The organism is Rhodococcus sp. B10, from assembly GCF_011770055.1.
Lineage (GTDB): Bacteria > Actinomycetota > Actinomycetes > Mycobacteriales > Mycobacteriaceae > Rhodococcoides > Rhodococcoides kyotonensis_B.
Window position 1 is genome coordinate 170,319 of record NZ_JAAFYV010000005.1, and the last position, 22,051, is coordinate 192,369.

At 65.8% G+C, this 22,051-nt stretch carries 17 protein-coding genes; 4 read left to right on the forward strand and 13 right to left on the reverse strand.

From position 1 onward, the window contains the following. Positions 1–169: 169 nt before the first annotated feature. The 7 genes from RhoFasB10_RS05380 to RhoFasB10_RS05410 form a co-directional block, all read right to left on the reverse strand. Positions 170–862, reverse strand: coding sequence for a hypothetical protein (locus RhoFasB10_RS05380; RefSeq protein ID WP_167675489.1), 693 nt, complete (start codon positions 860–862; stop codon positions 170–172). Between the two features lie 71 nt (positions 863–933). After that, entirely contained in the window at positions 934–1,287 is a 354-nt protein-coding gene (locus RhoFasB10_RS05385) for a VOC family protein (RefSeq protein ID WP_167675491.1), read from the reverse strand. Positions 1,288–1,410: 123 nt separating this feature from the next. Further along, complete coding sequence (locus tag RhoFasB10_RS05390) at positions 1,411–2,994, reverse strand: FAD-dependent monooxygenase (protein WP_167675532.1); 1,584 nt, start codon at positions 2,992–2,994, stop codon at positions 1,411–1,413. Between the two features lie 116 nt (positions 2,995–3,110). Then, the gene (locus tag RhoFasB10_RS05395) at positions 3,111–3,881 is read right to left on the reverse strand and encodes an SDR family NAD(P)-dependent oxidoreductase (RefSeq protein ID WP_167675493.1); all 771 of its coding nucleotides are present in this window, start codon (positions 3,879–3,881) and stop codon (positions 3,111–3,113) included. 4 nt (positions 3,882–3,885) lie between these two features. Then, positions 3,886–5,220, reverse strand: a complete 1,335-nt coding sequence (locus RhoFasB10_RS05400; protein ID WP_240930904.1) for an MFS transporter — start codon at positions 5,218–5,220, stop codon at positions 3,886–3,888. A 40-nt stretch (positions 5,221–5,260) separates the two neighbouring features. Further along, the gene (locus tag RhoFasB10_RS05405; RefSeq protein ID WP_068427208.1) at positions 5,261–6,709 is read right to left on the reverse strand and encodes an FAD-dependent oxidoreductase; all 1,449 of its coding nucleotides are present in this window, start codon (positions 6,707–6,709) and stop codon (positions 5,261–5,263) included. Next, entirely contained in the window at positions 6,702–7,526 is an 825-nt protein-coding gene (locus tag RhoFasB10_RS05410; RefSeq protein ID WP_068427145.1) for an SDR family oxidoreductase, read from the reverse strand. The genes RhoFasB10_RS05405 and RhoFasB10_RS05410 overlap by 8 nt, the downstream gene beginning before the upstream one ends. 208 nt (positions 7,527–7,734) lie before the next feature. Between RhoFasB10_RS05410 and RhoFasB10_RS05415 the strand changes: the two genes are divergently transcribed. Continuing rightward, positions 7,735–8,397, forward strand: coding sequence for a helix-turn-helix domain-containing protein (locus RhoFasB10_RS05415; protein WP_240930920.1), 663 nt, complete (start codon positions 7,735–7,737; stop codon positions 8,395–8,397). Here the strand turns inward: RhoFasB10_RS05415 and fahA are convergent. From fahA to RhoFasB10_RS05440, 5 genes are all read right to left on the reverse strand, one after another. Continuing rightward, on the reverse strand, positions 8,394–9,560 hold the full coding sequence (gene fahA / locus RhoFasB10_RS05420; protein ID WP_068427149.1) for a fumarylacetoacetase: 1,167 nt from the start codon (positions 9,558–9,560) through the stop codon (positions 8,394–8,396). The two genes, RhoFasB10_RS05415 and fahA, sit on opposite strands and share 4 nt — an antisense overlap. Positions 9,561–9,615: 55 nt before the next feature. After that, positions 9,616–10,407 (reverse strand): hypothetical protein, encoded by a 792-nt coding sequence (locus tag RhoFasB10_RS05425; RefSeq protein WP_308115302.1) that lies wholly within the window; start codon positions 10,405–10,407, stop codon positions 9,616–9,618. Further along, positions 10,404–11,597 (reverse strand): homogentisate 1,2-dioxygenase, encoded by a 1,194-nt coding sequence (locus RhoFasB10_RS05430; protein WP_167675497.1) that lies wholly within the window; start codon positions 11,595–11,597, stop codon positions 10,404–10,406. Before RhoFasB10_RS05430 ends, RhoFasB10_RS05425 begins: the two co-directional genes overlap by 4 nt. A gap of 79 nt (positions 11,598–11,676) precedes the next feature. Further along, a complete protein-coding gene (locus RhoFasB10_RS05435) occupies positions 11,677–12,204 on the reverse strand; it encodes a MarR family transcriptional regulator (RefSeq protein WP_167675499.1) in 528 nt (175 codons plus the stop codon). 42 nt (positions 12,205–12,246) lie between these two features. Further along, positions 12,247–12,660, reverse strand: coding sequence for a nuclear transport factor 2 family protein (locus RhoFasB10_RS05440; protein WP_167675501.1), 414 nt, complete (start codon positions 12,658–12,660; stop codon positions 12,247–12,249). A gap of 137 nt (positions 12,661–12,797) precedes the next feature. On the opposite strand from RhoFasB10_RS05440, the gene recC reads away from it, so the two are divergent. From recC to recD, 3 genes are read left to right on the forward strand one after another with little or no spacing between them, the layout of a single operon-like run. Continuing rightward, positions 12,798–16,067 (forward strand): exodeoxyribonuclease V subunit gamma, encoded by a 3,270-nt coding sequence (gene recC, locus RhoFasB10_RS05445; protein WP_167675503.1) that lies wholly within the window; start codon positions 12,798–12,800, stop codon positions 16,065–16,067. After that, positions 16,016–19,339, forward strand: a complete 3,324-nt coding sequence (locus RhoFasB10_RS05450; protein ID WP_167675505.1) for a UvrD-helicase domain-containing protein — start codon at positions 16,016–16,018, stop codon at positions 19,337–19,339. Before recC ends, RhoFasB10_RS05450 begins: the two co-directional genes overlap by 52 nt. Continuing rightward, positions 19,336–21,201 carry an exodeoxyribonuclease V subunit alpha gene (recD, locus tag RhoFasB10_RS05455; RefSeq protein WP_167675507.1) on the forward strand — a complete coding sequence of 622 codons (1,866 nt, stop codon included), beginning with the start codon at positions 19,336–19,338 and terminating at the stop codon, positions 21,199–21,201. Before RhoFasB10_RS05450 ends, recD begins: the two co-directional genes overlap by 4 nt. Here the strand turns inward: recD and RhoFasB10_RS05460 are convergent. Beyond that, entirely contained in the window at positions 21,163–22,029 is an 867-nt protein-coding gene (locus tag RhoFasB10_RS05460; RefSeq protein WP_206030543.1) for a hypothetical protein, read from the reverse strand. The two genes, recD and RhoFasB10_RS05460, sit on opposite strands and share 39 nt — an antisense overlap. Positions 22,030–22,051: the final 22 nt, after the last annotated feature.

Below are 22,051 nucleotides of genomic sequence, written 5' to 3' on the forward strand. Positions count from 1 at the left end.
AGGAAAAGTCCCCGAATCAGAGAAGAAGGTGCCGAGTCGAATCGGTCACCGACAGATAGCGCTCGCCTGCAAACGGAGGTCGACGTAGCGTCGACTGGTCAGGAGGGGCATCACTTACTGGAGGTTACCCCTAGGCCCGAACGCCGCCTCCAGCGCCCGGGCCAAGGCATCACCTACGGCGGGAGATCGCGAAGGTGTCGGCGACGGTCTGCGTGCCCCATACGAACGGCGGAGGGCCACCCGTCAGTCGGCGCGCAATCTTGCGGTTGTCGTCGAAGACCCGCTGTATCCAGAGTAGGGCCGTCGCCACTGCCACCTGCACGAGGTGCGCGACCGTCTCTGCGAAGCTCTGCAGCACTGTGTGGGGAGGCTCCACATCGTAGGACTGCGCCACCAGGCTGACGTACTCGTTCAACGTCTTCGAGCATGCGTTCAAGTGGTCGATGCAGTGGTAGGTGTTGGCATACAGAACGAATGACTTCTTGCGGACACCGTCTCTGGGAATTTTCTGCCAGTGATCGGTCGTCGGAAAATCTGGACGCGAGATCGATTCCGCCGACCACGGTTTTGGTCCGATTTCCCGGATCTCGAACATGTCGAATTCGCCGTCGGGTTTCGAATGCCACTCGTCGTGCAAGTCCGCGAAATGCACGATGATCTCGCTGACATGTGTCGTGAAATCGCGGATCAGGTTCGCGGCCGTCTCGCTCACCCGGTCGGGATCGAACCGAAACATGGCCTGACCGATGTCGCTGAATGCCTCGTCGATCGACGTGGCGGCCATCGCGATTCCAGTTGCCGCGCGCCGGACGCGGTCGTAGTGCTCGTAATCGTGCTCGTCGTAGTCCCGCTGTGTAGTCATGCGCGGGAAGGTAGCGGAAGCTACCGACAAGAAAGGTCGAATGATGTTGCGCGACAGTAAAAATCAACGATTCAATAATTTACACGGAATCCGCCGATGAGGGTGATGGCGTTGCCGTCGGGGTCCTCGATCGCCGACAGTCGCACGCCCTTGCTCGCGTCGACGATGTCTGCAGCGACGATTCCACGCGTCGCGAGTTCCTCGATGTGCTTCTCGAGATCGTCGACGGCGAAGTTCAGCATCGACGAGCCGGCACGCTCGGGATCGACGGTCACCTGCACCCAGGCGCCCTCGATGACCTGCCACTCGACGAGGGTAGGCATCGGGTTGTTGTCCGCAGGTCGAGAGAAGAACGCTTCGTAGAAAGCATTCGCCTTGTCGAGGTCCGCGACGGGCACGACTGCGAGGACGTGTGCGAGAGCCATGGCTTCTCCGATCGAAGTCGAAATACGGTCGGAGAAGTCGACCGTCGTCGACCCTGAAAGTCATCGTGCGTGCGAATGTACAGCCGGCTGTACATTCGCGCGCACGTGCGGCGCAGCCGCCCGTCAGGCGAACGTCTTCTTCAGATGCGCGACCACACCCTCGACAGTGGCAGGCGATTCACGATGGCCGAGGTAGCCGTCCGGCCGAATGACCAGGGCCGACGGGCCGTCGATGCCGTACGCCTTGGCGAATTCGCCCTCGGAGTCGACGACGACGGTCAGCACTGACTCGACCGGCCTCGACGACAGCAGATAGACGTCCACCAAGCCGTGCGCGGCGGCTGTCGCGGCGTCGGCGAGATCCTCCATCTCGTCCGGTGACCCGTCGGCATAGAGCAGCAGGGTGTGATTCACCCCGCCGAACAGTTCGAACAGCCGAACGGGATAGGCCACCATGTCGCGGGTGAGACCGCGGGCGTCGGGCGCACGCTCGCCGGGCTGCACCGTCGTCGCCGACGCGTCGGCCCCGGAGATCAGGGGGCTGTCGGCGTAGGAGATCAGCAATTGAGCCTGCCTGCGCATGGCCGTCTCGACCGACGTCTCACCGGCCCCGATTCCCTCGCGCGCGCTACGTACCGTCCGACCGACCACTTCTTCGCCGACGGGCCGGCGTTCGGCGTCGTAGGTGTCGGTCAGTCCTGGAGCCGCGACGCCGCGGACGGCCAGCGCGACCTTCCACGCGATGTTCTGGGCATCCTGGATTCCGGTGTTCATACCCTGTGCGCCGGTCGGTGGATGGATGTGTGCGGCATCCCCTGCGACGAACACTCGACCACGACCGTAGGCGTCGACGATGCGGTGGCTGATGCGGAACACCGACGACCAGCGCAGGTTCGACGCGGTGGTCGGTTCGGGGGACAGCTGGTCGAGGACGGCTTGGATGTGTCGTAGCTCGGGTGTGGCGCCGCCCGCGAAGCCGTGTGCAATGCCGTCGGCTCCCGCGTCGGGTGCCGAGAGTTCCGGAGGCACGAGCATCGACATGCGGTAGCGGCGTCGACCCGGAAGCGGAATCGCGACGAGGATGCCGTCCTGGGATCCGTCGTCGGCGGTGTGCGAGATGCGAATGCCGTAGCCGGAAGGCAACGACCAGTCCACCTCGACGTCGCCGAGCATGTAGCCCTCGGCGAATGCGTCGCCCTCGAAGGTCAGGCCGAGTTGTTTGCGCACGACACTGTGTGCGCCGTCGCCGCCGATCAGATACTGCACGCGCTGGGACGTTCCGTCGCTGAGCGTCGCGGTGACGGCATCGTCGTCCTGCGTGAAACCCGCGAGAGCAACTCCGCGTTCGACGGTCCCGCCGAGTTCGGCCAACCGTTCGCGCAGGATGCGCTCGGTCTCGTACTGAGGGAGCATCGCGAAGCCGTAGGGGACGTCCGCGGGCAACGAAAGCTCGATGCGTCCGACCTCGGAGCCGTTCTGGAACATGATCTGCCCGCGCATCATGATGGCCGCGTCGAGAACGGCGTGCAACACACCGATGTTCTCGAACACTTCGAGCGTACGAGGCTGAATGCCAACGGCTTTCGCGTACTGCGGCGGTTCCGTCAGCGGGTCGATCACACGGCACCCTATGCCCCGTCTGCGCAGCTCGATCGCGGCCGTGAGGCCGATCGGCCCGGCTCCTGCCACCAGTACCTCGACGTCCATGTCGCCACCCATCGTCTCGTGGTCCTTCTTGCCCGACATTGTCGAGCGGGGATACGGCTACGAGAGAGGTAAACGCCGGAAGTCATGCGGAACGGGTGAGGAGCCGGACCGGTGGGTCAGAGCTCGCTGGTGATGCGGTGATAGATACCGCCGGAGGTCAGGCCGCCGTCGACGACCATCTCTGTTCCGGTGATGTAGCGGGACGCGTCGGACAGTAGGAACGCAACCGACTCGGCGATTTCCGACGCGTCGGCGACGCGTCCGGCGGGCACCGACTTCAGGCTCGTGTCGACGAAATCGGACGACCCCGAATGCAGCAGGGGAGTGTCGACGAGTCCCGGGTGAATGGAATTGACGCGCACCCCGTGTTCGGCGAACTCGAGCGCGCCTACCTTGGACAGCCCGCGGACACCCCACTTGCTGGCGCCGTATCCGGCCGCGAAGTAGCCGACCATGCCCGCGATCGACGAGACGTTGACGATCGAGCCGCCGTCGCCCCTCTTCAGAAGCGGCGCACAAGCTTTCATGCCGTAGAAGACGCTGGACAGGTTGATGTCCATGACCCGTCGCCAGTCCTCGATCGTGGTGTCCTCGATCCCGAACCGGTGGCTGACGCCCGCGTTGTTGACGAGGCCGTGCAGATCGTCGTCGGCTGAGGCGATACGGGAGGCGAGTTCGGTCCACGACGCGGGTTCGGTGACGTCGAGCTGGAAGAACTCCGCCTGTCCGCCGCCCGAGACGATCTCGTCGACGACGGACAGCCCGGGTTCGACAGCGATGTCGGTGACCCACACCTTGGCGCCACGAGCGGCCAGCATCGACGATTCGACTCGTCCCATACCGCTGCCGGCACCGGTGACGACGATGGATCTGCCGTCGAAGTTCATGGCGCTATCCCGTCTTCAGCTCGGTGCCCCTGGTCTCGGTCACGAAGAAGACCGCGACGAAGGTGAGCAGCGCGCAGAAGACGAAGTAGCCGGCCGGGGCGAGGGCGTTGCCCGTCAGCGAGATCAGCCACGTCGCGATGAACGGAGCCGTACCACCGAGCAGCATGTTGGTGGTGTTGTTGCCCAGAGCGAGACCGCTGTAGCGAACCGACGTCTTCAACATCTCGACGTAGGTGACGTACGACGCGCCGTTGACCACCGAGACCGCGATGAACAACACCGACTGGCCGACGACGGCCTGCCACAGGCTTCCGCCCGCCATCATCATGAACATCGGAACGCCGAGGATGATCGACGCGAGGCTGCCGCCGAACAGCACGGGCTTGCGACCGTACCTGTCGGCCATGTACCCGGCGATGGGGAGCGTGATGACACCGAGCACCAGAGCCAGCGACGTCGACAGGAACGCTGCCTGCGCGCTCTGGCCACCCTCGGTCTTCAGATACGTGGCCGCGTAGACCGAGGCGATGTAGTAGCCGCCCGTGATGAGAGCACCGAGGAAGATGATCTTCACGACGCTTCCGCCGGACGTGCTCAGCAGCTCCGAGATGGGCAGCTTCTTCGTCTCGCCCTTGTCCTCGAGCTCCTTGAACTCCGGGGTGTCGTCGAGCCTGCTCCGAATCCAGATGCCGACGCCACCGATGACGAGACTGAGCAGGAACGGGATGCGCCACGCCCACGAGAGGACCTGCTCTTCGGTGAAGATCGTGTTCAGTCCGAGCGCGCACAGCGACGCCAGCAGCGATCCGAGGTAGGTGCCGGTATTGACCATCGACGTCTGCGTGGCACGCCAACGGGTGGGTGCGGACTCGGAGACGAACGCGTTCGCGCCGCCGAGCTCACCACCCGCCGCGAAGCCCTGCAGGCATCGGCAGAGCACGAGCACCGACGTCGCCCACACACCGAGTGTGACGTAGGTGGGAAGCAGGCCGATACCTGCGGTGGCGATGACCATCAGCAGGATCGTCCAGGACAGGGCGTTCTTGCGGCCGTACTTGTCGCCGATGTGTCCGAAGAAGATGCCGCCGGGCACGCGCAGGAAGAACGCGACGGCGAACGCCGCGAACGTACCGAGCAACGCTGCGGTCGGATCCTCGGATACGAAGAACAGTGCGGCGATCGTGGTGGCCATGTAGCCGTAGATGCCGAAGTCGTAGTACTCGACGACGGTTCCGACGACTGCTGCGCGGATCACCGTCAACGGGGATTGCTTCACCGTGGTCGGCCCATCGGCGTGGTTGCTGTGCTCGGGGTGCACGGCGCTCTCGTTCGTGGTCATGACTGCTTCCTCAAAGGGTCAAGGGTAGGGAGTGCGGGGATCAGATCGCCAGAGCAGCTGCGGTGGACTTCACGAGCGCTGCAGTGCGGCCTGCGATGCGGCCCATCGTCAGCGCGTTCGCGACGGCGTTGCCGCCACCGACGTAGCGAAGGCCGAGAACGCCTGCCCCTGCCTCACCGGCTGCGAACAGTCCGGGGATCGGAACACCGTCGGTGTCGAGAACGGCTGCGTTCCGGTCGATTTCGAGGCCGGCATGGGTGCAGACCAATTCGGCGGGAAGGATGCGTGCGGCGTAGAAGGGCCCTCGATCGATCGGGTCCGGATCCGTCGTACTGCCCTTGTTCGCCAACGTGCGATGGCGAAGGAAATCCGGGTCCTCACCGTTCGGCAAGTTCTGGTTCCACCGCGCGACCGTGGCCTTCAGGGTGTGTGCGGGTACCTGCATCGACGTGGCCAGCTCGTCGAGCGAGTCCGCGCGCAGGGTCCGTCCCGCCTCGGCTTCCTCGGCGACGCGGTCGGCGGCCCAATCGGCATATCCGACAGGCAAATTCAGGCGGGCGTTCTCGTCGAAGACAATCCACGCCGATCCACCCTGATGATCGATGATTCCCGTGGAGACCGCATACGAGGCGTCCTCGTCCATGAACCGTCGACCGGCGGCGTTGACGTAGACGCGCGACTTCGGCGGAAAGCCCGACTGCCAGTGGTGGTACCGCTGGAAGTAGACCGTCGGGAGCATGAGTCCCCAGCCGTCCCCGGTGATCGACGCGTCGACCGCGTCGGCGAACCGCAGATGGTCGCCGCGGCTGCCGTCGGCGGCGACGACGAACAACGATTCGCCCGCTTTGTTCGCAACCGGGTAGTGCTTGTCGACGAACGTCGGATCCTGCGCGAAACCTCCGGATGCGACGACCACGGCACCCGCTCGAAGTTCGACGTCGTCGGCGATCACACCGACGACGCGGCCGTTCTCGGTGAGCAAGGCCTGAACCCGGGTGTCGAGAACGACCTCGATCCCGTGCCGTCGTCGCGCGGCGTCGAGTACCTGGACGAGGCCGTATCCCTGATCCTTCGGCACGTGCCCACGCCAGACGTCCTCGACACCTGCCTGGCTGAGCCCCGGCTGGTGCGCGTTGCCGGACACCTTCGCCGGGATCTCGACACCGAGCTCGATGAGCCACTCGAGCGTCGGGCCCGCGTTCTCGCAGAACGTACGGATCAGTCCGGGAGCCAGCATCCACTGGTTCAGATCCATGTAGTGCTGGAAGAACTTCTCGGCGCTGTCCTCGATGCCGAGTTCGCGCTGGACGGACGTTCCGGCTGCGGTGAACAATCCAGCGGACAGGGCCGTCGAGCCTCCGAGCTCCTTCATCGCCTCGAACAGCAGCACGGACGCGCCGTTCTCGGCGGCGGTGACGGCCGCCGCGAGCCCCGCACCGCCACCACCGATGACGACGACGTCGTAGTCGATGTCGGTCGAATCAGACATGGCGCGATCCACCGTCGACGGCGATGCTGTGCCCGGTCACGTAGCGGGCGCTGTCCGACAGCAGGAACAGAAGCGGTCCGAAGACTTCCTCCGGGGCACCGAGGCGGTGCAGCGGAACCGCGTCGAGAGCCTTCGCGAGGGCCTCGGGATCTTCCTGGACCCACCGCGTCATCTCGGTGTCGATGTAGCCCGGCGCGATGGAGTTGACGCGGATGCCGATGTCGCCGAACTCGACGGCGAGCGACTCCGTCAGATGCGCGACGGCTGCCTTGGATGTGCAGTAGGCGCCGCGACCCTTACGGACGCGCAGAGCCGACACCGAGGACATGTTGACGATGGCGCCGCCCTCGCCCATGTGGCGGGCCGCGGCCTGGGAGCCGAACAGCACTCCTTCGACGTTGACGCTCAGCGTCGCGTTGATCTGCTCGGGCGTGATGTCGGCGGCCAGCGCGAACGGGAAGATGCCTGCATTGTTGATCCAGAAGTCGATACGACCGAACTCGGCCAGAGCCGTCTGCGCAAGAGCTTCGTGGTCCTCGGCAACGGTGACGTCGATGCGGGCGCCGACGACCTTGCCCGGCTCGGAGACGAGCGCGTCGGTGGCCAGCTCGCCGTTCAGCTGCTCCGCTGTTTCCTTCATCTGCGCGTCGTTGATGTCGGCGCCGACGACGTTCACACCGCGAGCCGCGAGGCCCTTGGCGAACACCGAGCCCATTCCGCGCGCCGCGCCGGTGACGACGGCGACCTTGCCCGCGAGTTCGGGGTAGACCGCGGTCATCGTGCGGTCGACGACGCGTCCGGGATTGGTGCCTGTCATGAATTCTCTCCTCGTGCAACAGATGTCTCGATCGGGTCGGTCGTGCGGTCCCGTCGGAGAGGGCTTGCGACGTCCCGAGATGTGTGCGATAATCGCACGCAGCGTGCGATACTATCGAACTGTAGGTGGTCCACCTCACACACGTCAATAGGGGCGACTCATGACTCACGTTCAGCCAGGTCGAGAGGCTGTTCAGCTCGACTCGGGCATGTCCAAGACGCTGCATCACGGCCTCGTCGTTCTGGAATTGCTGGCCGAGCGACCGAACGGTCTCTCGATCACGGAGATCGCCGACGGCATCGGGGTGCATCGCACGGTCGCTCATCGACTCGTGCGGACGTTGGAAGCGCACCATCTGTGTCGGCGCGACGACTTCAAGCGAATCACGTTGGGCGCCGGTCTCGTCGCGCTCGCCGAACCCGTCGAGCAGGATTTGCGGACCGTGGCGCGCCCGGTGCTCGAAGAACTCGCCGATCAGCTCGGCGCGACGGTGCACCTCGTCGTGCGCGAAAACAGTAGCGAGGTACGGGCATTGATGGTCGTCGAGCCGCGCGGAGCGAAGGTGCACGTCGCGTTCAAGGGCGGCCAGGTGGACCCGATCGACCGAGGCTCGGCAGGTTTGGCGATGTTGGCATCGTTGCCGGCCGTGGAAGGCGAGCGCGAGGAAGTGACCCGGGCCCGCGCCGTTGGCTACGCGGTCACCCAGGGTGAGGTCATTCCGTCGGTAGGTGGTGTGTCAGCGGTGATTCCGGGCCGCCGCGGGGACGCGTTGGCAAGCCTCGGCGCATCAGTCTTCGAGATCGACGACGAGAAGCGCCTCGGTGCAGCGGTCGTCGCCGCGGCGGCACAGTTGGGGCGGTTGTTGCGTTAGGCCGGAACGATACGGCCTCGGACGTCACCGAAGCCGATGCGGGGCCCGTTCGGTCCGGGTGCGCTGGCGGCGATGACGACGTCGTCGCCGTCCTCGAGGAACGTACGGGTCTCGTCGCCGAGTGAGACCGGTTCCCTTCCGCCCCAGGTCAGTTCGATGAATGCCCCGCGTTGGTGCTTCTCCGGACCGGAGATGGTGCCCGACGCGAACAGATCACCCGTGCGTGAGGTGGCGCCGTTGACGGTTTCGTGGGCGAGCATCTGGGCGGGGGACCAGTACATCTCGCGGTACGGCGGACGCGCGACGTCGTATCCGTTCCACGTGACCGTCAGATCGATATCGAGTGCCCAGGACTGTGTTTCGCGCAGATACTCGAGCGGCTCGGGATCCTGCACAGGCGTCGAGACACGAGCCGCTTCGAGCGCGAGCAACGGCACGACCCACGGCGAGATCGACGTCGCAAAGCTCTTTCCGAGGTTCGGCCCCAGCGGAACGTATTCCCACGCCTGGATGTCGCGTGCGGACCAGTCGTTGACGATCACAGCGCCGAACACATGCTCCGCGAACCGATCCGGGGTGATCGGTGCATCCGACGGGACGCCGACGACGAAGCCCATCTCGGCCTCGATGTCGAGGCGCGTGCTCGGACCGAAGGTCGGCGACGCCTCGTCGGGCGCTTTACGCTGGCCGTTCGGGCGCGTGATGTCCGTTCCGGACACGACGACGGTGCCGGAGCGGCCGTGGTAGCCGACGGGGAGGTGCTTCCAGTTGGGCATCAACGGTTCCGAATCGGGCCGGAACAGACGACCCAGGTTGCTGGCGTGGTGCTCGGACGCGTAGAAGTCGACGTAGTCGGCGACGTCGAACGGCATGTGCATCGTGACCGTGTCGATTGGATGTACCGCGTGCGCCGGAACCGAATCGCCGGTGATGGCGTCGGTGATCGCGTCGCGAACCTCGACCCATCTCGTGCGACCCTGGGCCATGAACGAATTCAACGACGCCTCGGCGAATACGTCGTCGTCCAGCGCAACGGCGAGGTCGACGACGTTGTCGCCGTAGCGGATTCCCACTCGCCGGTCCGTTCCTGCGGTGGAGAAGACACCGTAGGGCAGATTGTCGATTCCGAACTCGGAATCAGGAGAAATGTCGATGTGTGTCATGAAGGCTCCTTCGGAGCTCGTGAGCAGAAATGTGTAGAGGGCTATACATTCGCGCTCACGTGGGGTCGATGAGTCCTAGTGCGACGAGGTCGTCGAGGGGTTCTTGGATACTGCAGGTACCGAACGACAGAAACACTCGCTCGGTGTCGATCGCAGCGACTTCCTTCGCGACGACGTCAGGATCGCGGATCGCGAGGATGCTGCTCAGTTCGTCCGTCCCGGCGCCCCCTGCCGCGGCCTGCGCTGCCAGCAGCACGTTGAGATAGCCGTGCTGTTCGAAACCGTTGTCAGAGCCGGTGTTTCGGATCGCGTGATGCAAACCTGCAGTGGCTTTGAACCGAATTCCGCGACGCGACGCCTCGGCGATTCCGGCGGCCAGTTCCGCTTCGCCCGGATACAGATCGGCCGTGATGCCTCCGGTACGGAACTTCGCGCGGTAGCCGCGGCGTTCGACCGCGTCCAGCATCTCGGGTCGACGGTCGTCGCGGGGGATCTCGACGTAGACGTCGATGTCGTCACCGACGGCGTCGAGTGCACTCAGGTCGGTGCCGTCGGGAATCGCCACCTCGACAGCGACGACGGATACGCCCGAGATCGACAGCGCCGCTTCGATTCCGGGGACAACGCTCGACGGGCCCCCGGGCGCCGTCAGCGAGACGCGCACCGGCGACGGGACCGACGTCAGTTCACGCAGCCGGGGAATCGGGAACACGAACGGTCCGACGAGATCTGCAAAGGCCGCGTCGCGGTAGCTGAGGTGCTGCGGCACCGCGGCGCCCAGAGGTGCATTGCCGGGCGGGAACAGTGCTGCGTCGTCGCACAGACCACGGAAGACAGCAGGGATCACGACGCGGGTCCCCTGCCTGCCCACGTCCATGCGTACGCGGTGTCCTCGCAGGCGAGCGCGCCTTCTCCGAGTTCGAGCGGCCGGAACGTGTCGACCATGACGGCGAGCTCGTCGAAGAACTCGACGCCGATGCTGCGTTCGTACGCACCGGGTTGCGGGCCGTGTGCATGGCCGCCGGGGTGGATCGAGATCGAGCCCTGTCCGATACCCGAACCCTTGCGGGCTTCGTAGTCACCACCGACGTAGAACATGATCTCGTCGGAATCGACGTTGGAGTGGTAGTACGGCACCGGAATCGACAACGGGTGGTAGTCGACCTTGCGCGGCACGAAGTTGCAGATGACGAAATTGTCGCCCTCGAACGCCTGATGCGCAGGCGGCGGCTGGTGCACGCGACCGGTGATCGGCTCGTAGTCGGAAATGTTGAACGTGTACGGGTACAGGCAGCCGTCCCAGCCGACGACGTCGAACGGGTGGTTCGGGTAGCCGTAGCGGGTGCCGACGATGCCGGTGGAGCCGCGGTGCTTGACGAGGACCTCGACGTCGGTGTCCTCGACGAGCAGCGGTTCGCTCGGCCCGTGCAGGTCGCGTTCGCAGAACGGTGCGTTCTCGAGAAGCTGGCCGTACTTCGACAGGTAGCGCTTCGGCGGCACGATGTGGCTGTTCGCCTCCATCGCGTAGGCGCGGACCTCGCCGTCGGGAACCCAGCGGTGCGTCGTCGCGCGGGGGATGAGTACGTAGTCGCCTTGACGTGCCTGCAGTGCGCCGAAGACGGTTTCGACTGTGGCGCTGCCGGATTCGACGTACACCATCTCGTCACCGATCGAATTGCGATACAGCGGCGACGGTTTCGCTGCGACGACGTACGAGATGCGGATGTCGGCATTGCCGAGAATCAGACGACGGCCGGTGACCACATCGGTCTCCGCGACGACCTCCGGCGGGAAGAGATCGTGCAGCTTCAGGTGGCGCGGCTTGAGCGGGTGGTTCGGCGTCGTCGACTGATCGGACAACTCCCAGACCGTCGCATCGACGATCGCCGACGGGATGTGGCGGTGATAGAGCAACGACGAATCGGAGGAGAAGCCCTCCTCGCCCATCAGCTCCTCGTAGTACAAACCGCCGTCGGGAGTCCGATGCTGAGTGTGACGCTTCGGCGGTACCGATCCGAGTTGCCGGTAGTAGGCCACGGGAATCTCCTAAATGTATCCAGAGCTGATAATAAACACATTAACTAGTTGGACGTGACCCACGCAACCCCTCAGGGCGTCAGTTGCGCCCTCTGACATCGAACTGGCTGCGGTTGGTGATCAGCTTGTTCAGGAGCATCACCAGAATGCGCTGCTCGGGCTCGGTCAGCACGCTCGCCCATGCGTTCTCGCGTTCGTTCTGGTCGGCGAAGGACTCGACCATGCGGGCGTGGCCTTCCTCGGTGAGTGCGAGACGCACCGAGCGGCCGTCCGTTTCGTCCGGGGTGCGTGCGAGCAGGCCGTCGGAGATGAGGGTTTTCGACAGATTCGACACCGCGGCACGGCTCATGCCGGTCAGTTCGGCTGCGCGTTTCGGTTCGATCGGGCCGGCCAGCCACGTCACGAACAGCAGACGGAACGACGACCAGGACCAGCCGCGCGGCCGATGGATGGATGCCTCGAGGTCGTACGTGACGATGTTCGACGCGCGGTTCAGTGTCAGCAGTACCTCGGTGGCGAGCTGGTGCTCGAAACCGTATTCGGACGCGAGCTTGGTGTTGGCGGTCTCGATGAACGACCAGAAATCGGGATCGGCGGAATCGGTCACCCGACCACTGTAGTCAGTGACGGCATTTAGTTAACAGATATATCAAGCGTCGTCGCGCGACACGGTGCGGTTCGCGATGAGCCACCGGCCGTCCCGGAGAACGACGCGATCGTGCACGGCGGTGAAGCGAACGATTCGCGTGTCACCGCCGCGGGGAGTCGCGACGATCTGCAGGTAGCAGTCGACGGTCAGTTCGTCGTCGGTCACGCGGTCGATCGCCAGGTTCGTGATGACGTGGCGACGCCTCTCCTGGGCATCCGCTGCGCTGTCGGAGAACCGTTGCGCGAATGCGGTCAGGGCTGCGGAACCGACCTCGGGTTCGGGGTAGCTGGGCGAATCGAAGACGCCGTCCCCGGTGAACGTGGCGGCCCACTCGGCCGCTCGCCCCGAATCGATCGCGTGACTCTGGCGACCGTAGAGCAGCTGGACGGCGACGGCGGTGGCGGTATCGATCATCGGTGTAGTCCTCGAATCCGACGGCGTTGGTGCGATAAACGCACGCGCAGTGCGATTGAACGCGTCGAGAGTATGTCGGTGCCTCGAGTAGGGTCAAGTAGCCGGATCGGGGAGAAGCGGGAGAGCGGGGAACGACGTTGGTACTGAAGGTTCATCGCGCGGCACGGTCCAGCGCGCTCGCCTCCGGGCTGGTCGAGGTTCTGTCCACCCCGCTCGCCGATCCCTTCGTCGCCGAGGTCGTCGCCGTGCCTGCACGTGGTGTCGAGCGGTGGTTGACGCAACGGCTGTCGATGTCGCTCGGCTCGTCCAAGGCCGACGGAATCTCCGCCAACATCCAATTTCCCTCGCCCGCAACACTTGTCGATCAGGCTCTTGCTGCGGTCGACGGACTCGACGCAGACCAGGACCCCTGGGCCAGAGGCCGGATGCTGTGGACGATTCTGCAACTCGTCGACGAGTCTCTGGGGCAGCCGTGGTGTTCGGTACTGGCTGCCCATCTCGGCCACGGTGTCGACGAGGAGCGAGCGGGACGACGTTGGTCCACCGCGGCGCACCTGGCCGATCTGTTCCGAAGCTACGCCGCCGATCGACCGTCCATGCTCGTCGACTGGGCTGCAGGCGTCGACACCGACGGGCTGCGTGCATCGCTGACGCCGGACCTTCTCTGGCAGGCGGAGTTGTGGCGGGCGGTGCGGGCACGGATCGATTCGCCGAGTCCGGCGGAACGGTTGGAGCCCAGTTGCGCTGCGCTCGTTGCCGATCCGTCGGTTCTGGACTTGCCGGAAAGAATCTCGCTCTTCGGCCCCACCCGCCTGACTACCGATCAGCTTCGGGTGATCGCCGCGATAGCGGATCGACGCGACGTCCACATGTGGATTCCGCATCCCAGCCCTGCGATGTGGGACGGTCTGACCGCGGCGCCCCGACCGCGTCGTCGGCGCGAGGACCGGTCGGCCGTCGCAGTGTCGCATCCCCTGCTGTCGAGCCTGGCACGTGATGTTCGCGAACTGCAGGGGCGACTCACGAGTCTCGACGTCGCGATCGATCATTCCGTCGTGCCGGACGACGCGACGCGTGCGACGCTGCTCGGGCGGGTGCAGTCCGACATCGCACACGACCGGACGCCGACCCGTTCCGCGGAACCGGACGGCACCATCGCGGTACACGCCTGCCACGGCGCACCGAGACAGGTGGAAGTACTTCGTGAATCCCTGCTGCGCCTGTTCGACGAGGATCCGACGTTGCAACCACGCGACGTTCTGGTGATGTGCCCCGACGTCGAGACCTATGCGCCGCTGGTGCGGGCTACGTTCGGACAGCGTGGGCTCGGACATCCGGGACACGAATTGAGGGTTCGTCTCGCCGACCGCGGTTTGCGGCAGACCAACCCGTTGCTGGCAGTCGTCGCGGCGTTGCTCGACCTTGCCGTCGACCGGGTCACGGCAAGTCAGGTGCTGGACCTCGCGGCCTTCGAGCCTGTGCGACTGAGGTTTTCGTTCACCGACGACGACCTGGAACGGCTACGTGAGTGGACGCAGGCATCCGGTGCGCGGTGGGGGATCAATTCGCGCCAACGCACGAGATACGGGCTGGGCGACTTCGGTCAGAACACCTTCAATTTCGCGATGGACCGGCTGCTGCTCGGCGTCGCCGCCGACGAGACCGCGCACGAATGGCTCGACCTTGCACTTCCGCTGGACGACGTGGACGGCAACGACATCGATCTCGCCGGAAGACTTGCGGAATTCGTCGACAGGCTCGCCGTCGTCGTGCGGGATCTGCAGGGGCCGCAGGCGACAGCGAGGTGGCGAACCGCTCTCGTGCGTGCGCTCGACCTGCTCACCGACACGACCAGTGCTCAGTCATGGCAACGGGCACAAGCGCTTCGAGAACTGCACGACGCGACCCAGCACGGTGACGAATCCGAACTCCGGCTGGCCGATGTGCGCGCGATGCTCACGCGGGCGCTGGCCGGACGACCGTCGCGTGCCAACTTCCGTACCGGAGAGCTGACCGTGTGCACGATGGTGCCGATGCGCTCGGTTCCGCACCGGGTCGTCGTGCTCCTCGGTCTCGACGACGAGGTATTTCCCCGCGCGGGTGGCGTCGACGGCGACGACATCATGGCCCGCAATCCAGCTCCCGGTGAACGCGACGTTCGCAGCGAGGACCGCCAATTGTTGCTCGACGCGGTGATGTCGGCAGGCGAGAAGTTGCTGCTGTTCTACACGGGCGCCGACCCGGTGACCGGGATGGTCAAGCCGCCCGCGATTCCGCTCAGCGAATTGCTCGACGTCGTCTCCACCACGGCCGGCGCCGACGTGGTGCGTCGGCACCCGCTGCAGCCGTTCGACGCGCGGAACTTCGACCCGCGCGCACCCCTCAGTTACGACCGTGCAGCGCTGGACGGCGCGCGTGCAGCGGAGCAGGAACCCGTACCCGCACCGGCATTCCTTGACGCTCCTCTGCCACCGAGGCAATCCGACGACATCGATCTGAACGAACTCATCGCCTTCGTCGAGCATCCGATCGCGGCATTTCTGAAGCAGCGCATCGGAATTCGAGTGCCTGATCTCGAAGACGACGTGTCCGACTCGCTGACCGTCGCGCTGGACGGGCTGCAGAAGTGGGACATCGGCGACCGGATGTTGGCCGAGAGGCTGGCGGGAACTCGGGTCGAGGATTTCCGCGCTGCGGAGTGGCGTCGGGGAACGCTGCCGCCGTTCGCACTCGGAGAGGCGCAGCTGCAGGACATCACGCGGGGTGTCGATGCGCTGGTCGAGGTCGCCGAAGACGTGCACGGTGGTGATCCGGACGTTCTCGACATCTCGATCCGTCTCGAATCGGGGCGGCGAATCACCGGCACCGTCACCGGAATTCACGGCAGCACGATTGCCAGGACATCGTACTCGCGGCTGGCAGCGAAACATCGCATCGCCGCGTGGGTGCGGGTGCTCGCCGCGCAGGTTCAGGACGATTCACGTCGGTGGACGGCCGTCACCACCGGCCGAGGACCGGGTCGTCGTGCAGCGTGGCGGTCGACGATCGACGCGCCGATGGATGCTCTGGACCAACTCGAACGGCTCGTTCGACTCCGCGACGCCGGACTGGCAAGCCCATTGCCGGTCGGTCCTGCTGCGTCGGCTGCGTACGCAGAGAGGCGTTGTCGCGGTGCCTCTCACGACGAAGCGATGGACGCCGCCGAGAAAGCCTGGAACGACAAGTTCGGCGACGTCACCGACAAGAGCATCGGCTACGTGTACGCCGGCGCCCCGTTCACGGCCGTTTCCGACTCACCGCCCCGTCCTGACCTGCCGCGATGGGGTGACGAGACGACGGCGTTCGGAACGGTCGCATGTCAGCTGTGGAGTCCGCTTCTTGCCGCCGAGACCGAGGGGCAGCCGTGAACGACTTCGATCTGCTCGCACCGTTGCCCACCGGCACGACGGTGCTCGAGGCCAGCGCGGGAACGGGCAAGACCTATGCCATCGTCGGTCTCGCGACCAGGTACGTCGCGGAGGGCGGCGCAGACATCTCGCAGTTGCTGCTCGTGACTTTCTCGCGTGCGGCGACGCAGGAACTGCGCGAGCGGACACGCAATCGCTTCGCGGAAGTGGCTGCAGCGCTGCAGGATCCGTCGGCGTCGACGCACGCGGATGCGCTCGTTCGCTTTCTGGCGGACGCGTCGGAGCACGAGGTCTCCGTACGTAGGCTCCGGTTGGTCAGGGCGCTGTCGGACTTCGACTCGGGCACCATCGCGACGACACACAGCTTCTGTCAACGCATGCTCGACGGTCTCGGCATCGCCGGAGAGCGCGAGCCCGAGGCAACATTGGTCGAAGCCGTCGACGACCTGACCGCCGAGGTGGTCGACGACATCTATCTGCGGCGGTACGCCCGGTCCGAATTCGACCCGCCGATCGGACCGGCCGACGCGCGGCAAGTGGCGCGGCAGGCAGTACGGGACAGGCAAGCTCGGCTGGTTCCCGAACCGGGCGAGGAGTTCGAGGCAGGGCATCGAGTTCTGATCGCGGAAGAGGCTCGCGCGGAGGTGCAGCGGCGCAAACGGGCTGCCGGAGTGCGCGATTTCGACGACTTGCTCGGCCTTCTCCACGGCGTACTGACGGACCCCGAACACGGCGAGTCCGCGTGTGCCCGAGTGCGGGAGCGATTCCGAGTCGTCCTCGTCGACGAATTCCAGGACACCGACCCGCTGCAGTGGGACATCTTGCGACGCGCGTTCCACGGGACGTCGACGCTGCTTCTGGTCGGTGACCCCAAGCAGGCAATCTATGCCTTCCGCGGGGCCGAGGTGCTCAGCTACCTCGACGCCGTCGCCGTCGCGGATCGGCATCTCGAATTGAAAACCAACTGGCGCAGCGACTCCGGATTGTTGCAGGCGCTCGAGACCGTGTACGCGGGTGCCGCGCTCGGCCACGACGACATCGTCGTCCACCCCGTCGGATCGAGCAACGACGGGTCACGAATGGCGGACGCCCCGCCGCTGAGGGTGCGCTACTTGCCCAGAACTGGGGCCGGTCCGCTGGGCCGAGCGGGCTTTCCCGTCGTGGGTGTGCTGCGGGATCGCGTGGCCGACGACGTCGCCGCCGATATCGTCGACCTGCTCGAATCCGGGACGCAACTGACGCTGAATGCGTCGGGACGCGCCGTCGAACCCGGTGACATCGCCGTACTCACACGAAACCGCGGGCAGATCGCGATGGTGCGTGACGCGTTGGATCGGGCGGGAGTGCCGTCCGTTCTCGCCGGTGGCTCCAGCATCTTCGAGACCCCGAGTGCGACGCAGTGGCTGTGGTTCCTGCAAGCGTTGGAGCAGCCGCATCGATCCGATCGGGTGCGTCTCGCCGCGCTGACCCCGCTACTGGGTTGGACCGCGAAGACTCTCGACGAGGGCGGCGACGATGCGGTGGCCGACGTCAGCACCAGCCTGCGTGAATACGGAATGCTGTTCGCGCAGGCCGGGTTCGCTGCCGTGTTCGAGAAGTTGTCGTCCGAGACGCGTCTCGAGGCGCGCCTGCTCGGATTACGTTCCGGGGAGCGCCATCTCACCGATCTCCGACACGTCGCGCAGCTGCTCAATCGTGCGGCGGTGGAAGAATCGTTCGGTCCGAGCGCGCTGACGCGATGGCTCACCGACCGCATCGAGGATCCTGCGTCGGGCAGCGTCACCGATCGCAGTCGGCGGCTCGACAGCGACGCGGCCGCCGTCCAACTGGCGACGGTACACGCCAGCAAGGGGTTGGAATTCCCGATCGTCTACATCCCGTACGCCTGGGACGCGGCGAAGAATCCTTACCCGAGCACCCTGCTGCTGCACGATGACGACGGTCGCCGCGTTCTGGACGTCGGTGGGCGCACCGGACACGGGTATGCTGCGCGAAAACTCCTGTCGGACAAAGAGGAAGCCGGGGAAGAGCTTCGCTTGCTCTACGTCGCGTTGACGCGTGCACAGTGTCAAGTCGTGCTGTGGTGGGCGCCCTCGTTTTCGACATCGGCATCCCCGCTCCATCGGCTGCTCTTCGCGCGCGTTCCCGGCATCGCTCAACCGGACGAGAAGTCGAAGGTGCCCGACGACGCCGCCGTCGGACACCTCTTCGAATCCTGGGCCGGATCGGCAGGGGGACTGATCTCGGTCGAAGCCACGCGGGGAGCGTCGCCGCGGCCGATTCGGGCAACGTCGGCAGGTGCCGGCATCGAACTCGATGCCGCGACATTCCGCCGCACGCTCGACATGCAGTGGCGTCGGACGTCGTATTCGGCGTTGACGGCGTCGGCGCACGACGCGCCGGGTGTCTCCAGCGAACCGGAATCGCCCGTCAAGGACGACGAACCCGAGGAAGCGCCGCCGATCGACGACGCACTGGACGGAATACCGTCGCCGATGAACGGACTACCTGCAGGTGCGGCGTTCGGCACGTTGGTGCACGAGATCCTCGAGCATCTCGACACGTCGGCCGTCGATCTGGACGCCGAGGTGCTTGCGAGATGCACCGAGGCCGTCGACGAGCGTCTCGCGGACATCGACCCGCGCGCGCTCGCCGACGCGCTCCTGCCGGTGCTGCGTACACCGCTCGGCTTCGGCACACTCGCCGACATCGCGCCGACGGACCACCTGGCGGAGTTGGACTTCGAACTTCCTTTGGCAGGTGGCGACGACCCCGTCACGAGGATCGTCACCCTTCGCGGCATAGCTGCGCTGATGCGCGAACACCTGCCGTCCGACGATGCGCTCTCCTCGTACGCCGAGCAACTCCAGCACCTCGAATCCTCGCCGCTGCGTGGATATCTCACCGGAAGCATCGACTCGGTGTTGCGCATCGCCGGTCCGAGGTACGTCGTCGTCGACTACAAGACGAACAGACTGTCGCGGGGTGATCTGACGGTCATGCATTTCACCCGCGAACGCATGGCGCAGGAAATGCTGAGGTCGCACTACCCGCTGCAGGCGTTGTTGTATTCCGTTGCGCTGCATCGGTATCTGCGATGGCGCCAACCCGGATACGATCCCACGCGGCATCTCGGCGGTGTTCAGTACCACTTCGTCCGGGGCATGGTCGGTCCCGAGACCCCGGCGGGTTGCGGTGTGTTCGACTGGAACCCACCCGTCGAACTCGTGACATCGGTATCGGATCTATTGGCGGGAGTCGAACCATCATGATCGACGCGCAACTCGTGCAGCGAGCCAAGGGCCGGCTGCGTGTGTTCAACGAAGCGGGCGTGCTCGCGGCCGCGGATGTCCATGTCGCATTGCGGCTCGCCGCTCTCGGGGGAGAATCGTCCGAGGACGTCATGTTCGCGACGGCGCTCGCGGTCCGCGCGGTACGATCCGGCTCGGTCTGCCTCGACCTGCACCGGCTGCGCGACATTCCGGTCGACGAGGATTCCGACATCGATGTCGACGCCCTGCCGTGGCCCGAGTTGGCCGACGTGCTGGCCGCGCTGCGCGCGAGTCCACTCGTCGTCGGCGGACAACGGGGTCCGCTGCGGCCACTCCGGTTGGTCGACACGGACGAAGGTGAGCTGCTCTACCTCGATCGGTACTTCCTGCAGGAGCGCACCATCCGGCACGTGCTCGACAGCAGGGGACTCACCCGGCCGAGCGTGGACGCCGAAGTGGTTCGCGCGCAACTGGATTCGCTGTTCGTCGACGCTACAGGTGCACCGACTCCAGCGCCGGATCGCCAGCGGATCGCCGCAGCGCTCGCGGCGACACAGTGGACTGCCGTCATCGCGGGTGGTCCGGGAACGGGCAAGACACACACCGTCGCGCGAATCCTCGCGATGTTCGTGCGCCAGCTCGGCCCGTCGATCCGTATCGGTCTCGCAGCGCCGACCGGCAAGGCCGCGGCTCGTCTGCAGGAATCGGTGACCGAGCAGTCGGCGGAGCTCGGGCTCCCCGACGGTCTGACCGCGATGACCCTGCACCGGTTGCTCGGATGGCAACGAGGAAGCAAGAGCCGATTTCGGCACAACGCGTCGAACCGGTTGCCGTACGACGTCATCGTCGTCGACGAGACGTCGATGGTGTCGCTGACGATGATGTCTCGACTGCTCGAGGCCGTCCGAGCCGATACCCGGTTGATCCTCGTCGGCGACCCCGATCAGCTGACGTCGGTCGATGCAGGCGCTGTGCTGGCCGATCTCGTGGCGCGACCCGTGCGCGCAACCACGAATCCGGCGCTCGCCGACGTCATCGCCGAAGACCTCGACGCGCAGGACGACCCGAACGAGGCAGCGCTGGCGCCGGTCGAGCGACACCGTCTGAGCAGCGGCGTGGTCCGGCTGAGCCGTGGGCGACGGTTCGGCGGTGCCATTGCCGAGCTCGCCGTCGCCGTGCGCGACGGTCGGCCGGACGACGTGATGACGTTGCTCGACAGCGGCCACGAGCAGTTGTCGTTCCACGCCCCGACGGACTTGGACGCCCTGCACGCCGACATCCTGAGCACCGCAGCCGCGGTCACCGACGCTGCGCGCGCAGGTGCCGCGTCGGATGCGCTGACGAGACTGGAGTCGCATCGATTGCTGTGTGCGCATCGGCAGGGCCCGTTCGGCGTGCAGGACTGGGCACGCCGGGCGATGGAATGGGTGGGGGAGGCGTCGGGCGCTTTTCTCGATCCCGCCCGCTGGTACGCAGGTCAGCCCTTGCTGGTCACGGCCAACGATCACGAGGCGCGGATCTACAACGGTGATACCGGAGTGGTGGTCGACGTCGGCGACGGTTCCCTGATGGCAGCTTTTCAGCGGGGTTCGCAGCCCCAACTGGTCCATCCGAACGTGTTGTCGTCGGTGCAGACGGTGTACGCGATGACGATTCACCGCAGCCAGGGAAGCCAGTACGACACCGTCTCGGTGATGCTCCCGGCTCAGGCGTCGTCGCTGCTGACGCGAGAGCTGCTGTACACCGCGATCACCCGCGCCCGACGACACGTGCGGATCATCGGTACGGAAGCCGCGGTGCGGGCGGGCGTCGAACGTCAGGTGCTACGAGCCAGCGGACTTCGCCGCACTGTCCGGCCCTGACGAGGTGGCGCTGCCACCGACCCGCAGGCTGTCCGCAGTGTGCGACCACGAGCGGGCCTGGCGCCGCCACACCCGCGAGGACATCTCGGATCCGTCGGTGCGGCAACGGTCGGCGTGCTCTGCGCATTCGCGGGCATGAGCGCGGGCGAGAATGCGGAGTTCGCGCAGATCGGCGGTGCCGCAGACCGATCTGACGGTCGCCGAGTCCACGATCGATCCGACGAGCTCGCAGAAGGTGTGCAGCGACCGAAGGGGGGTCGGCAGCGAGTCGACCGACGGTGTGACGGATCGCGTGGTGGCTGCACGAGGACGGACGTCGTCGGTGACGTGTGTCAGCGCAACCGGGCCGCTGCCTTCTTCGCCGGGGCCGACCGTCCACGCGCTGAGAAACGACGGATGCGGGACGTTCCAGACTTCACGGAACGTGGCAATTGCGACGGTTGCGAGCAGGTCGGCCTCGTCTCGTGGGCCGTCGAGCGTGCAGTCCATGACCGTTCCGTCGACCGTCGGCCGGCCGGGCTCGGACCATCCGAGGCCGTGCAGCCTGCGATCGCACGCGTCGCGGTCCGGGTCTTCCGGATACAGGTAGGACGGGAGAGCCGCGACGCACACCATGCGCTCGGCGTCGACCGCCACTACGTCGACGTACGGGCGCTGACCACGTTGGCCATGTGATGCCTGGGCCGATGTGATGGTGATGTAGGTGCCCTCCGGCATGGTCGCGACGTGCACCGCGAGATTGCTCTCGAATCGATGCCATGCATCCGACACGACCGCGTCGAACCCCGCGTCGAACCCGCCGACGCGGCCTTCACGTCCAGCACCCACATGCGCTCCTTCGTCGATCACC

What these genes read in the sequence shown, in the direction of transcription:
- RhoFasB10_RS05380 (WP_167675489.1), bottom strand. Translation starts at nt 862, where the DNA reads ATGACTACACAGCGGGACTACGACGAGCACGATTACGAGCACTACGAC.
- RhoFasB10_RS05385 (WP_167675491.1), bottom strand. Translation starts at nt 1,287, where the DNA reads ATGGCTCTCGCACACGTCCTCGCAGTCGTGCCCGTCGCGGACCTCGAC.
- RhoFasB10_RS05390 (WP_167675532.1), bottom strand. Translation starts at nt 2,994, where the DNA reads ATGGACGTCGAGGTACTGGTGGCAGGAGCCGGGCCGATCGGCCTCACG.
- RhoFasB10_RS05395 (WP_167675493.1), bottom strand. Translation starts at nt 3,881, where the DNA reads ATGAACTTCGACGGCAGATCCATCGTCGTCACCGGTGCCGGCAGCGGT.
- RhoFasB10_RS05400 (WP_240930904.1), bottom strand. Translation starts at nt 5,220, where the DNA reads ATGACCACGAACGAGAGCGCCGTGCACCCCGAGCACAGCAACCACGCC.
- RhoFasB10_RS05405 (WP_068427208.1), bottom strand. Translation starts at nt 6,709, where the DNA reads ATGTCTGATTCGACCGACATCGACTACGACGTCGTCGTCATCGGTGGT.
- RhoFasB10_RS05410 (WP_068427145.1), bottom strand. Translation starts at nt 7,526, where the DNA reads ATGACAGGCACCAATCCCGGACGCGTCGTCGACCGCACGATGACCGCG.
- RhoFasB10_RS05415 (WP_240930920.1), top strand. Translation starts at nt 7,735, where the DNA reads ATGTCCAAGACGCTGCATCACGGCCTCGTCGTTCTGGAATTGCTGGCC.
- fahA (WP_068427149.1), bottom strand. Translation starts at nt 9,560, where the DNA reads ATGACACACATCGACATTTCTCCTGATTCCGAGTTCGGAATCGACAAT.
- RhoFasB10_RS05440 (WP_167675501.1), bottom strand. Translation starts at nt 12,660, where the DNA reads ATGATCGATACCGCCACCGCCGTCGCCGTCCAGCTGCTCTACGGTCGC.
- RhoFasB10_RS05450 (WP_167675505.1), top strand. Translation starts at nt 16,016, where the DNA reads ATGTCAGCTGTGGAGTCCGCTTCTTGCCGCCGAGACCGAGGGGCAGCC.
- recD (WP_167675507.1), top strand. Translation starts at nt 19,336, where the DNA reads ATGATCGACGCGCAACTCGTGCAGCGAGCCAAGGGCCGGCTGCGTGTG.